The sequence below is a fragment of the Pelodictyon luteolum genome, from assembly GCF_001622165.1.
Classification (GTDB): Bacteria; Bacteroidota; Chlorobiia; order Chlorobiales; family Chlorobiaceae; genus Chlorobium; species Chlorobium luteolum_B.
The window spans coordinates 60,339-73,270 of record NZ_LVWG01000018.1; the positions used below are offsets into that span (position 1 = coordinate 60,339).

Genomic DNA, 12,932 nt, shown 5'->3' on the forward strand with positions numbered 1-12,932 from the left:
GTCCGCCTGCCACCTCAAGCATAGTTTGATGCCACTCTTTTCAGACTACCGGCGCATAGACCTTGTCGTAGTTTTCGATGGCGTGCACCACACTCTGGCGAGCGATCTCGGCATTCTGGAACTGCTCGACAAGCACCGTCTTTTTCTCGAGCGACTTGTACTCTTCGAAAAAGTGCTGCAGCTCAGAATTGAAGTGCGGGGAAAGCTGATCGATGTCGAAGATGTTGCTGAGACTCATGTCATCTTCAGCAACGGCAATGATCTTGTCGTCGCCCTCGCCGTGATCGATCATGCGCATCACACCGATCACTCGTGCACGCACCATGCACATCGGCACGATCTGGCACTGCGAAATCACCACGATGTCAAGCGGGTCATGATCGTCGCCGAGCGTCTTGGGAATGAAGCCGTAGTTGGCGGGATAGAACACGGAGGAAAACAGCACCCTGTCGAGCCTCAGCATGCCGGTTTTCTTGTCGAGCTCGTACTTGGTTTTGCTGCCCTGAGAGATTTCGATGATTGCATTGACAATCTTAGGACTGTCCTCACCGATCTCGACGTGATGCCAGGGATTGAAATTCATGGGCGTATGAATCATTTAAAGTATTGAAAGCCTCCAACAGAAAATGCTGAGCCAGTATAGCATTTTTTTTCAAACCGCCATAGGCCCCGGCGATCTCAAAAAGGAATAGTCCTCTGCCCGACCCGGCCTCAGGTTCTTAGCGAAACGCCCGTCATTTCCCTGTACCGTCAATATGGACACGGAACTGCAGGGCATCTACGCCCTTCTCCTGATGGCCGGGGGGAAGCGTTGAGGCATTACCGTCCCTGAGAGATGCATAATGCGGCGAAAGGATCTCTATGCCTGCTTCGGCGCAGAAGTCCTGGATATTCTGGTAGAGCAGGGAGTATGTAAGGGCCATCTGCAGGGGGCTATCGGTATAGGCATTGATCTCATAGCGGACATAGTAATCATCGAGACCGGTCTGCAGGACGAACGGCTTCGGGTCCGGAAGGATTCCCTCCGTCCCGACTGCCGCCTTAATGAGGGTCTCGTGCACCAGCCGCCAGGAGATGTCATAGCCAAGGGTGATGGTGGCATGCAGGATAAGCCCGCCCGCATGCGACACGCCGCTGTAGTTGATAATGTGGCTTCCCATCACCATGCCATTGGGTATGGTGATCTCCTCATTCTTGATGGTCAGGATGCGGGTGACGAGCAGCCCCTTTTCGATGACGTCACCGACGGTGTCGGCTATTTTCACACGGTCCCCCACCCTGAAAGCTCCCGTATAGGTCATCACGACACCGGAGACGACATTGGCTACGACAGAAGTTGAGCCCAGCGAGAAGAGCAGACCGATGAAGACCGAAACACCCTGGAATGCCGGTGAGGACGAACCAGGCAGATAGGGGAAAGAGAGTACCAGCGCGAGTGCGATCACCAGAAAACGGACCAGCTGGTAGGTGGGAATGGACCACTCCGCCTTGAATCCGCTGAGGGTGATCGTGCCTTTTTCAACTTCACCAAAGAGAAACCGGATCAGTTTCAGTCCATACCGGGTGGCGAGGATCACCAGCATGAGAATGAAAAGGCTCGGGATGTAGCCCAGAAATCCGCTCCAGGCATGCTCGATGCTGAGGAAAAGAGCGCCGAGGGCACTCTGCACCGTTCCGCGGGTCCCGGGAAAGATGCTGAACAGGCCGGTCAGGTAGACAAACGCAAGCAATGCATTGAGGGTATAGCGGGCATAACGGCTGAGGCCAAGAAGAAAGCCGGTGAGCTGGGAGGCAGTGAATACCTGCACCTTCTGAATGGAAAAGCCCTTCAGCCTGCGGTCCTTTTCCCGACGGATTCGCACTTCAAGCGCCTGGAAACCGGTTTTGAGCCAGACCGAGATCCGAAGCAGCAGCAAGGTCTCAAGTGCAATGAGAGCAACATTTACGACCAGCTCCACAGCAGGCATCTGCAACAAGCCTTTGAGAGCAAACCATCCCTCACCAATAATGCGCGCGATGACGGGATGAGCTGCGAGAATCTGCAGGGCGGAGGCAAAAGCAGAGAGTATGAGCGCCATTCGGGCGGTGTATGTAACGCCGCGGGTGAGTGCCGATGGATCATTGAGCTTCAGTCGGCTGACAGCCAGCCTGATGAGGGGGACCCGCTCAAGGAGGCCGGCCGCAAATCCTGCGATACGGCCGGCAAACAACAGGCCGAAGAGCACGACAGCAAGAGCTGCGGCAAGGGTTGCCCAGAGGGAATCAAAAGTGAGAGAGGAAAAATCAATGCGGTCCATCTGCAAACAACGAGAGGTTAAGGGGAATTGTGAGAACAAGGGAAAGATACATCAGTAACAGCTGCAATACCCTCATCTTTATGCCGGGGACAGCCGGAGGCCCCCGCTGCGCCGCCGGAACCGTTCCTCGGCATGAAATTCTTTTTTTGGACGCCGTCTTCGTATCTTCCCCCCCTGTCGCCCGGCACAACCGACACACGAAGAAACGCACCGAATACCAATGGACTTACAGAAAGAGATCTCGAGACGGAAGACATTCGCCATCATCAGCCACCCCGATGCAGGCAAAACCACCCTGACAGAGAAGTTTCTCCTGTTCGGAGGAGCCATACAGACAGCCGGCGCAGTAAAAAGCAACAAGATCCGCAAGAGCGCAACGAGCGACTTCATGGAGATTGAAAAGCAGAGAGGAATTTCAGTCGCCACCTCCGTCATGGGATTCGAATACGGCTTGAGACGTATCAACATTCTCGACACGCCGGGCCACAAGGACTTTGCAGAAGATACCTACCGCACCCTGACGGCCGTTGACAGCGTCATCCTCGTCATCGACTGCGTCAAAGGCGTCGAAGAGCAGACTGAACGACTGATGGAAGTCTGCCGCATGCGCCACACTCCTGTCATCATCTTCATCAACAAGCTCGACCGCGAAGGACGCGATCCGTTCGAGCTGCTCGATGAACTTGAGGACAAACTCTCTATCAGCGTCCGCCCCCTCACCTGGCCCATCGGACAGGGTCAGTCGTTCAAGGGCGTCTATAACCTCTACGAAAAAAACCTCAACCTGTTCGAATCGGGTTCCAGCCGCGTGACGGAGAGTTTCGTCAGCCTCCAGGATCTCAACGATCCGGAACTGGACCGCTGGATACCTGACAGTTTCTCAAAAAAACTGCGCGACGACGTCCTCCTCATCGAAGGAGTTTACGAGCCGTTCGAGGGGGAACTGTACCGTGACGGCCTTCTGGCGCCGGTGTTCTTTGGCAGCGCCATCAACAACTTCGGCATCCGCGAACTGCTTGAGACCTTCACAGAAATAGCCCCGAGCCCTGATGCCCGTGAAGCTGCCGAACGAACGGTTCACGCAGCCGAGGAGGCCATGACAGGGTTCGTCTTCAAGATCCATGCAAACCTCGACCCGAACCACCGCGACAGAACGGCGTTTTTCAAGATCTGCTCGGGCCGCTTCGAGCGCAACCGTTTCTATACCCACACCCGCCTGCAGAAAAAAGTCAGGTTCTCAAGTCCCACCCACTTTATGGCCAATGAAAAGAGCATCATCGACGATGCCTGGCCTGGAGACGTCATCGGCCTCTACGACAACGGTTCACTGAAAATCGGCGACACCCTTACCGAAGGCGAAGACCTGCACTTCCGCGGTATTCCGAGCTTCTCTCCCGAGATTTTCAAGGCCCTCGAAAACCGGGATCCCATGAAGCAGAAACAGCTCGACAAAGGCATCCGTCAGCTCACCGAAGAGGGTCTGGCGCAGCTGTTCATACAGTTCGGGAACCGCAAGATCATCGGCACGGTAGGCGAACTGCAGTTCGACGTCATCAAGTTCCGACTCGAACACGAATACAACGCACAGTGCGATTTCACCCCCCTCCGATACCACAAGGCATTCTGGGTGACGGGAGCCGACAAGGAGATGCTTGATGAGTTCCGCCGCCGCAAGGCCGGTGCAATCGCCCTCGACCGCGAAGAGCGCCCGGTATTCCTTGCAGAAAGCGAATGGATGCTGAAGGTTGCCAGAGAAGACTACCCCTCCCTGGAATTCCACACCACATCCGAATGCACGCCGGCTGAATAAGACACACCCGCGACCGATCACCGTTCCGTAACGCCGCAACTGCGTCAGAACGGGACAGTGCGAACGTGCTTCAACCAAGGCTGACCGGCACCGGGCCTCTCCGGCACGGCAATTGCTGACCTTTTGTTTTCATGACTGCCGCAACCATGGCCCGCAGTCGAGACAAACAGGCCCGCATGCAGATACGGATCCATACTGCCGGAGGCATAAGCACCTACTATGGCATAGACGAGATGCCCGAAGGCATCCACAAAGGATTTGCTGCGTGGATGATCATGACAGGCGAGTGCTTCCTGACGATTCACGACACCGTCATAGAAATCATTGAAAAAAAAATGGAGTCCATGGGGGCTTTGGTGCCGAGGGTTCGGCTACGCCTCCGCCTTAAGCAGTTCCTGTACCTTGCCGATCAGTTCTTTGACGGAAAAGGGCTTCTGGATGAAATTCACGCTCCTGTCTGACACACCGTGGTTGCTGATGATGTCGGCGGTATATCCCGACATATAAAGCACCCTGACACCCGGATGCAGCTCAGTGACCTTTGCGGACAGATCGCTCCCGTTCATCTCCGGCATGATGACATCGGTAAGCAGGAGGTCGATCGAACCGGAATACTCCCGGGCATGTCGAAGAGCCTGCATCGGAGAAGAGGCAAAGAGTACCGTAAAGCCCCGGGTTTCAAGCACGAATCGGCACAGTTTAAGGATATCGGGCTCATCCTCAACAATAAGCACTACCCTGCCGCCACTGCAGGCTGAAGCATCTGCCTCATCCCGCCCGGACTTCAGGCCGACATCCTCTCCGCCGACATGAACGACAGGCAGATGAATGCTGAACCGGCTCCCCCTGCCGGGGTTGCTTGAAACATCTATGAAGCCGTGGTTCTGTTTGACGATGCCGTAAATGGTCGACAGGCCGAGACCGGTACCCCTCCCGAGATCCTTCGTCGTGAAAAAGGGCTCGAAAATATGGGCAAGGACCTCAGGATCCATTCCCGCGCCGGTGTCTTCGACCGAGAGCACCGCATAGTGGCCCGGCAGGTGATCTGCGGATTCCTCTGCAGGAACACGGCGATCGAGGTGGACGCGTGCGGTGCTGATGGTCACCGTTCCGGTCTGTTCAATAGAATCCCTTGCGTTCACACAGAGATTGGTGAGGATCTGGTCGATCTGCGAAGGATCGATTTTGATACGCGCCCCCAGAGAGCCGGGATGCCATCGGAGAGCGACATGCTCACCGATAAGCCACTGCAGGATGGAAAGCGTCCCCTCTACTGCGGTATCGAGCTCGAGCACCTTCGGCAGGACGACCTGCCTGCGGGCGAACGCCAGCAGCTGGCGGGTAAGGTCCGCTGAACGGTTTGCAGCCTTGAGGATGGAATCCAGATGACTGCGCCCATCCTCTTCCAGAGAGGTTTCCTCAAGAAGCGCCTCTGCATGGCCAAGAATCACAGCCAGCATATTGTTGAAATCATGGGCTATGCCGCCGGCAAGCTTGCCGACGATCTCCATTTTCTGGGAGTGCTGAAGCTGCTGGCCGAGGCTCTCGTTCTCTTCTTCTGCCTTTTTGCGGTCGGTAATGTCAACCCCTGTGCCGATGATGTATGGCATACCGGCAATAATGATCCTCCGGCCTGTCATGAGGAACCATCGATAATCGGGCCCGCCGCATTGCAGCACACGGCCTTCGGCAATATCCTCCTCCCCGGTCTCCAGCACGCGGCGCATCCGCTCAATCGCTTCCGCCCTGTCATCGGGATGAAACGTTGCCATGGCATTGCAACCCGCCATCTCTTCGTCACTGAGGCCGAGGATAACGTCACGCTGGTAGGCGTTCCACCGCACATAACGCCCCATGGCATCCAGCATGTAGAACGCTCCCGGGATGGACTCGATGATGGTGTCCGTGACAGCAGGCCCGCTGACATCGAACAAAGCCTGATTGGTCAGACAGGGCTCATGGCCCGGAGGCGGGGTCCTTTCCATAATGACTCGACAGGGGTTGAGGGGGGGGCAAGCTTATACTATGTAAAATATAGCTTTATTCACCCGAAACAATACGGGAATATTGTTACAGTATACAAAAAAGACGTAAAAGGTGACGTCGGGCACTGAAGAAACAGAATGGCTATAACAAAGAAAAGGCGACTGCGGAACCTGCCGCAATCGCCTTTTGTGTCGGGGTGGCGGGACTCGAACCCACGACCTCTGCGTCCCGAACGCAGCACTCTACCATCTGAGCCACACCCCGATATAAACTTCCCTGTGCCCTTGGACAGATTCGAACTGCCGACCTTTAGTTCCGGAAACTACTGCTCTATCCACTGAGCTACAAGGGCCTGCCTGTTCATCCCACAGCCTGAATCAGGGTCTCAAAGATAACATTTTTTCATTTTCCGAATAATCATTTTCCCAATATTTTTTTCATCCCTCTCCGACTCCCGCTGCTTTCATGATACCTGCTGCCGCCAGGTTGGCACTCATCACCGCCCCGCCCATGGAGTCGTAGTAGAGCTGCCGGGAAAATCCGCCGGCAATGAAGAGGTTCCGGAGGGGGGTCTCCTGCGTCGGGCGGTACTGCTCCATCCCCGGCAGTGGTGCATAGACCGAATGGGGAATTTTGACAACCGTCGACTTCAGGACGGAGGCACCTGCCGACGAGGCCGGATAGCAGTTGCGCACAGAGAGGTCCACCTGCCGGACGATCTCCTCCTTCGTCATCTGCATAAGGGGGGCGGCGGGCGCCACGCAGAACTCAAGGCGGCTGCCGCCGTTGAAGGGTTTGCCGCGGAGCGTCGCATATTCAGGTGTCGTGCATGCAAGGTTCGCATACACGGGGATGACCCCGTCGGGACTGAAAAGAACATTGTCGACCGGAGTGATCTGGCGGTCATACCAGAGCTGCACGGAAATGACCGGCACCCCTTCAAGGTTGTCGAGACCATGGAAAAACCGGTCATGCTGCTTCAGTGCAGGGGGAATGACACGGTTGAGGTTGTGTATCGGCAGTGCGGCAAGGTAGTAGTCGGCCGTCAGGATCTCTCCATTGCGAAGAAGCACGCCCTTTATTTCGCTGCCGTCGAAAAGAAGCTCTTCGACCGCCGCACCGGTGCGGAACTCCGCCCCCTTCCCTCTGGAATGCCCGACCAGCGGCTTATGGATATATTCCGACGGGGCTCCTTTCAGGAATCCCATGCGCGATGCATCAGGAATGCGATAGAACGTTTCGGTGACGTCGAGGATGATCTTGGCCGAAATCTCTTCAGGTGGAATGAACTTCAGGGCCAGCGACATGGGCCGGAACATCTTGTCCATGAGGTTCTTGCCGAATTTCTTCTCATAGGCCCACTCGGCAAATGTCAGATGGTCCTGTGTCGGCGCATAGGCGTCACGCTGCAGGGCAAGAGGAATGAGCGAACGGGAAAACGCTGCCATTTCACCGAGCGAAAAATACCCGTTGTTTATGATGGCAGGGAGCAGGTGCAGGGGGCTCGGCAGGTTCCAGGTATTGAAGGTGAAACGCCCTCCTCCGGCCATCGTATAGGTCAGGCGGTGGTCCTTCCAGAGGACCGCATGATAGCTGCCGATCTCCCGCAGGAGATCATACAGCACATCGTAGGCACCGAAAAAACAGTGGGTGCCGGATTCCACCCAGTCTCCTTCCTCATCCTTCCAGGAAGAGACCTTTCCGCCGAACAGGTCGCGTTTCTCAAGAACCTTGACCTCAAAACCACGATCAACGAGCCGTTTTGCCGCTGTGAGGCCGGCAAGGCCGCCGCCGAGAATCAATACCGATTTCTTTTCTCCAGTCATATCAATTAAATACCGTTCAATTGCTTGCAGAAAACCGGCCGTTCCCGCTAGACCGCTGAGCGGCCTTCCATGGCACGGGAAAGGGTGGCCTCATCAATGAATTCAAGTTCGGCACCGACAGGGATGCCTCTGGCAATCTTTGTAACCTCTACCCCCAGCGGCTTCAGCAGCCGGCTGAGATAGAGGGATGTCGTCTCACCTTCAATCGTGGGGTTCAGGGCAAGCACGATTTCACGAACGCCTCCGATCCCTTCAGAGGCAAGCCGACTGAGCAGTTCGCGGATCTTTATGTCGTCAGGTCCAATCCCGTCCAGCGGTGAGATCACACCGTGCAGGACATGGTAGAGTCCCCGGTAGTGGCCTGTCTTTTCAAAAGCAAGCACATCGACCGGTGACTCGACGACGCAGATGACCGTCCGATCGCGCCCCTGGCCGGTGCAGATTGAGCAGGGATCCTCTTCGCGATCAGTCACATTCTGGCACACCGAACAGCGGATCACCCTGTCTTTCACATCGATCAGCGCCCGGGCAAGCCGCTCGGCCTCAAGCCGCGGCTGCTGCAGAACGTACATGGCAAGGCGACGGGCGGTTTTGCGCCCAACGCCCGGAAGACGCGAAAACGCGTCGATCAGGGTCTCTATGGAGGATGAGCTGTACTGCATTCCAGGGGGGTTACTGGCCGAGGTTTTTCAGGATGTCCTGAGGGTTGATCATTCCTCCGGCCACTTTCGAAATCTCCTCCTGCGCCATTCGGCCGGAGGCCTCAAGCGCACTGTTCACGGCAGCAAGCACCAGATCCTGAACCATTTCGGCATCGTCCATGATCTCGGGATCGATCCACAGGGAGAGCACCCGCTGCTTGCCGTTGACCGTCACCTTAACCATCCCGCCGCCTGCCTCGCCGGAGGTAACCAGCTTTTCCAGCTGTTTCTGCACATCCTGCATCTTTTCACCGGCCTGCTGGATCTGCTTCATCATATCGCCCAAATTCGGCATCGCCATACTCAATCGTTCCCTTTTAGTATTTCATTCCTTTAAAAAAACTCCGGTACCCCCTAAGGGCATCGTGCCCGTCACGGGTACCGGAAGCATTGTTCGTCAACACGCAGCCGGAAGTTCGGCCTTGCATTCAGTCCTTCCTTCGAAGGGCAAGATAGATCTTTTCAAGAATGTCCTCGGTCGTCAGCTTGTATTTCTGAAGCAGGTCGTCAGGCTTGCCCGATTCACCGAACTGGTCCTCGACACCCACCATCTCAATCGGAACGGGTATGTTGCGGGCGCAGACGCCGGCGACGGCATCACCGAGTCCGTTGTGGATCTGATGCTCCTCTGCCGTTACAATCGCCCCTGTATCGTTGGCGGCGCGCACAATGGCGAGGGTGTCGATCGGCTTGATGGTATGCATGTTGATCACACGCACGCCGACGCCCTCCTTTTCAAGGATCCGGGCAGCTTCCAGCGCCTTCCAGACCATGATGCCGCAGGCAATCACGGTGACATCCTTTCCGGGGTGGAGTTCGATCGACTTGCCGATCTCGAATCCGTCTTCATCAAGAGAAAAGTCGGGAATGTTGGGGCGACCGAACCGCAGGTAGACAGGCCCATTGTGGGCGGCAACTGCTTTGACGGCGCGTTTCGTCTCGCTGTAGTCGGCAGGAACGACCACCGTCATGCGCGGCAGGCCCCGCATGATGCCGATATCTTCAAGAATCTGGTGGGTCGCGCCGTCTTCACCGAGGGTGAGGCCGGCGTGCGAAGCACAGACCTTCACGTTGAGGTTCGAGTAGCAGAGCGACTGGCGGATCTGGTCGTAGACCCTGCCGGTGGCAAACACGGCGAAACTGGCGGCAAACGGGATCTTCCCGGTGGTCGCAAGGCCTGCTGCCATGGAAATCATGTTCGCTTCGGCAATGCCGGTCTGAATGAAGCGGTCCGGGTAGGCATCGCGGAACAGGTGCATGTTGAGCGAGCCGGTCAGGTCGGCGCAGAGAGCGACGACGGATTCATCCTCACGGCCTGCCTGAAGCAGGGCTTCCCCAAATCCGGTTCGGGTGGCTTTGTTTCCGCGGGAAACATATTGCCCGGCTTCGGCTCCGATGTTATTTTCTCCCATTACTGATCAGAATAGAGTAGATTATTGAAACTGCCTACCAACGTTGCGCCCGCCCGGCAGAGCGCGGCTGCAAACCACGCCCCTCATGACAAGAGTTGAATATAAGCATACAGAAATAGCGGTAAAAAAAAACTGGGGCAAAACTTCCTCACCGACCGGAACATCACCCGTAAAATCGTTTCAGCTTCGGGTGCCGGACCCCTGGACAGGATCCTTGAAATCGGACCCGGCTTCGGCGCGCTGACACGGGAGATCCTCGAGGTGTGCCCCGCTTTCACGGTGGTCGAAAAAGACCGGACACTGGCAGCCTTCATCCGGAACGAGTACCCTCAACTGCAGCTCATTGAAGCGGACTTCCTCGATGTTGACCTTGAGATACTCGCTGCCGGAGGCCCCCTCAGGGTCCTCGGCAACATCCCCTACTCCATCACCACCCCCATTCTCTTCAAGCTGCTGGAAAACCGCCGCTCCATCACCTCGGCGACCCTCATGATGCAGCACGAGGTCGCTTCCCGCCTCGTGGCGGCCCCCTCGACGAAAGAGTACGGAATCCTGGCCGTCCAGCTGCAGACCTTCTGCGATATCCGCTACCTTTTCAAGGTAGGCAGAAAAGTGTTCCGCCCGCAGCCCAACGTCGACAGCGCCGTCATCAGCATGGTGCCGAAAAAAGATGTGGCAGTAGAGGATGCCGAGGCATTCAGCCGCTTTGTGCGCACCGCATTCCACCAGCGCCGCAAAACGCTTTACAACAATCTGAAAGACGCATACATGCTCGAGGAGGTAGAGACGGCGACCCTGAAGCTCAGGGCCGAAGCGCTCAGCATCGAAGAGCTGGCAGAACTTTTCAGGCTGGTGCAGCCGCTCCCGGCGGGTGAAGGGACCATGAAAAGGGATGGAAAAAGGTAACAATTGCCAATTGCGCCACATCTGAATTTTCAGTAACATGTTGATCGGCGACGTCCCGTTTCACGACCCACTCCAACATAGCGAGGGCACCCCCATGGAACACTCCTACAGCGAGATTTTCCGCCAGTCGATAGAGAGTCCCGAAACCTTCTGGGAAGAAGCCGCAGGGCGGCTCCACTGGTACAGGAAATGGGACCGCGTGCTCGACAGCTCGAACCCGCCTTTCTACCGCTGGTTTACGGGGGGAACCACAAACACCTGCTACAACGCGCTTGACCGCCACGTAGACGAAGGCCGGGGAAACAGCCTTGCGCTGATCTTCGACAGCCCGGTCACAGGCACAAAAGAACGATATACCTACCGGGAACTGCGCGACATCGTAGCCCTGTTTGCCGGAGCACTGCAGTCGAGAGGTGTTCGCAAGGGAGACCGGGTCATCATATACATGCCGATGATTCCCGAAGCAGTGGTCGCCATGCTCGCCTGCGCACGGATAGGAGCCATCCATTCAGTGGTATTCGGCGGCTTCGCATCCCATGAACTTGCCGTGCGCATCGACGACTGCAAGCCAAAAGTGATTGTATCGGCTTCGTGCGGCATCGAGCACTCGAAAGTTGTCGACTACAAGCGGCTGCTTGATTTCGCCATCGAGCTCGCCCACTTCAAACCCGAAATCTGCATCATCCGCCAGCGCGACCAGCTGAAAGCGGAACTGAACGAAGAGCGCGACCTGTCATGGAAACAGTCGCTGCTCGGCGCCGAACCGGTCCCCTGCGTTCCGCTTGAATCGACCGACCCGCTCTACATCCTCTACACCTCAGGGACTACCGGCCAGCCGAAAGGCATCGTACGCGACAACGGCGGTCACATGGTGGCGCTCAAATGGAGCATGGAGCACGTCTACGGCATGAAACCCGGTGAGGTATACTGGGCCGCAAGTGATGTAGGATGGGTCGTCGGCCACTCCTACATCGTATACGCCCCGCTTCTTTACGGCTGCACGACCCTGCTGTTCGAGGGAAAGCCCGTCGGCACTCCGGACCCCGGCACATTCTGGAGGATCGTCTCCGAATACGGCGTATCGGTGCTCTTTACCGCCCCGACCGCGTTCAGGGCCATCAAGAAAGAGGATCCCCAGGGCCGCTACATGAAGCAGTACGACCTCTCCTCGCTCCGCACCCTGTTCCTCGCCGGCGAACGGGCCGACCCCGACACGGTGCAATGGGCTGAAGAAAAGCTCCAGGTTCCTGTAATCGACCACTGGTGGCAGACGGAGACCGGGTGGGCCATTGCGGCCAACTGCCAGGGCATCGAACCCGGACCGGTCAAGTACGGCTCGGCCTCGCGGGCCGTGCCGGGCTATGACGTGCGGGTGCTCAACCAGGACATGGAGGAACTCCCGACAGGAGAGATGGGCGACATCGTCATCAAGCTTCCGCTCCCTCCCGGCACCATGCTGACCATCTGGAAGGCCGACAACCGGTTCGTTGAAAACTACATGACCCGCTACCCCGGCTACTACCAGACGAGCGACGCAGGCTACATTGATGAGGACCGGTACATCCACATCATGTCGAGGACCGACGACATCATCAACGTGGCCGGCCACCGTCTGTCGACCGGCGCGATTGAAGCGGAGCTGTCCGGCCATCCCGACGTTGCCGAAAGCGCAGTCATCGGCGTCCACGACGAGCTGAAGGGGCAGGTACCGCTCGGCTTCCTCGTACTCAAAACAGGAGTCGACACCCCGCACCAGCAGATCATCAAACATGTCATTGAGTACGTACGGGAGAACATCGGTCCGGTCGCATCGTTCAAAAACGCCGTCATCGTCGACCGCCTCCCGAAAACCCGCTCGGGAAAAATCCTCCGCTCAACCATGCGCAAACTGGCCAACAGCGAACCCTTCGACATCCCGGCAACCATCGACGACCCGGCCATCCTTGAGGAAATCCGTACAGCCCTCAGCACAATCGGCTATGCAACATGACAAC

General features: G+C 56.9%; 10 protein-coding genes, 2 tRNA genes and 1 pseudogene. 4 read left to right on the forward strand and 9 right to left on the reverse strand.

Annotated features, from left to right (window positions below):
* Positions 1 to 40: 40 nt before the first annotated feature.
* Both A3K90_RS02895 and A3K90_RS02900 read right to left on the reverse strand, forming a co-directional pair.
* On the reverse strand, positions 41 to 583 hold the full coding sequence (locus A3K90_RS02895) for an inorganic diphosphatase (protein ID WP_303681092.1): 543 nt from the start codon (positions 581 to 583) through the stop codon (positions 41 to 43).
* Between the two features lie 151 nt (positions 584 to 734).
* A complete protein-coding gene (locus tag A3K90_RS02900) occupies positions 735 to 2,297 on the reverse strand; it encodes a mechanosensitive ion channel family protein (protein ID WP_303681093.1) in 1,563 nt (520 codons plus the stop codon).
* Positions 2,298 to 2,517: 220 nt separating this feature from the next.
* On the opposite strand from A3K90_RS02900, the gene A3K90_RS02905 reads away from it, so the two are divergent.
* Together A3K90_RS02905 and A3K90_RS02910 are read left to right on the forward strand one after the other, a co-directional pair.
* A complete protein-coding gene (locus A3K90_RS02905) occupies positions 2,518 to 4,107 on the forward strand; it encodes a peptide chain release factor 3 (RefSeq protein WP_303681094.1) in 1,590 nt (529 codons plus the stop codon).
* 176 nt (positions 4,108 to 4,283) lie between these two features.
* Positions 4,284 to 4,568: a hypothetical protein gene (locus A3K90_RS02910; protein WP_303681095.1), complete on the forward strand. Its 285-nt coding sequence runs from the start codon at positions 4,284 to 4,286 to the stop codon at positions 4,566 to 4,568.
* Here A3K90_RS02910 and A3K90_RS02915 read toward each other — a convergent pair.
* The 7 genes from A3K90_RS02915 to A3K90_RS02945 all read right to left on the reverse strand — a co-directional run bounded on the left by A3K90_RS02915 (position 4,479) and on the right by A3K90_RS02945 (position 10,032).
* A complete protein-coding gene (locus tag A3K90_RS02915) occupies positions 4,479 to 6,092 on the reverse strand; it encodes an ATP-binding protein (protein WP_303681097.1) in 1,614 nt (537 codons plus the stop codon). The genes A3K90_RS02910 and A3K90_RS02915 overlap by 90 nt on opposite strands.
* A gap of 192 nt (positions 6,093 to 6,284) precedes the next feature.
* A tRNA-Pro gene (locus A3K90_RS02920) sits at positions 6,285 to 6,357 on the reverse strand.
* Between the two features lie 15 nt (positions 6,358 to 6,372).
* Positions 6,373 to 6,445: transfer RNA gene (locus A3K90_RS02925), tRNA-Arg, on the reverse strand.
* An 85-nt stretch (positions 6,446 to 6,530) separates the two neighbouring features.
* Positions 6,531 to 7,919, reverse strand: a complete 1,389-nt coding sequence (locus A3K90_RS02930; RefSeq protein ID WP_303681098.1) for an oleate hydratase — start codon at positions 7,917 to 7,919, stop codon at positions 6,531 to 6,533.
* Positions 7,920 to 7,966: 47 nt separating this feature from the next.
* Positions 7,967 to 8,581, reverse strand: a complete 615-nt coding sequence (gene recR / locus A3K90_RS02935) for a recombination mediator RecR (protein WP_303681099.1) — start codon at positions 8,579 to 8,581, stop codon at positions 7,967 to 7,969.
* Between the two features lie 10 nt (positions 8,582 to 8,591).
* Positions 8,592 to 8,921: a YbaB/EbfC family nucleoid-associated protein gene (locus A3K90_RS02940; protein WP_303681100.1), complete on the reverse strand. Its 330-nt coding sequence runs from the start codon at positions 8,919 to 8,921 to the stop codon at positions 8,592 to 8,594.
* Positions 8,922 to 9,048: 127 nt separating this feature from the next.
* Positions 9,049 to 10,032, reverse strand: a complete 984-nt coding sequence (locus A3K90_RS02945; RefSeq protein WP_303681101.1) for a transketolase family protein — start codon at positions 10,030 to 10,032, stop codon at positions 9,049 to 9,051.
* A gap of 85 nt (positions 10,033 to 10,117) precedes the next feature.
* Between A3K90_RS02945 and rsmA the strand changes: the two are divergent.
* Positions 10,118 to 10,938 (forward strand): annotated as a pseudogene (gene rsmA, locus A3K90_RS02950) (16S rRNA (adenine(1518)-N(6)/adenine(1519)-N(6))-dimethyltransferase RsmA).
* A gap of 94 nt (positions 10,939 to 11,032) precedes the next feature.
* Positions 11,033 to 12,928, forward strand: coding sequence for a propionyl-CoA synthetase (locus A3K90_RS02955; protein ID WP_303681102.1), 1,896 nt, complete (start codon positions 11,033 to 11,035; stop codon positions 12,926 to 12,928).
* Positions 12,929 to 12,932 lie beyond the last annotated feature (4 nt).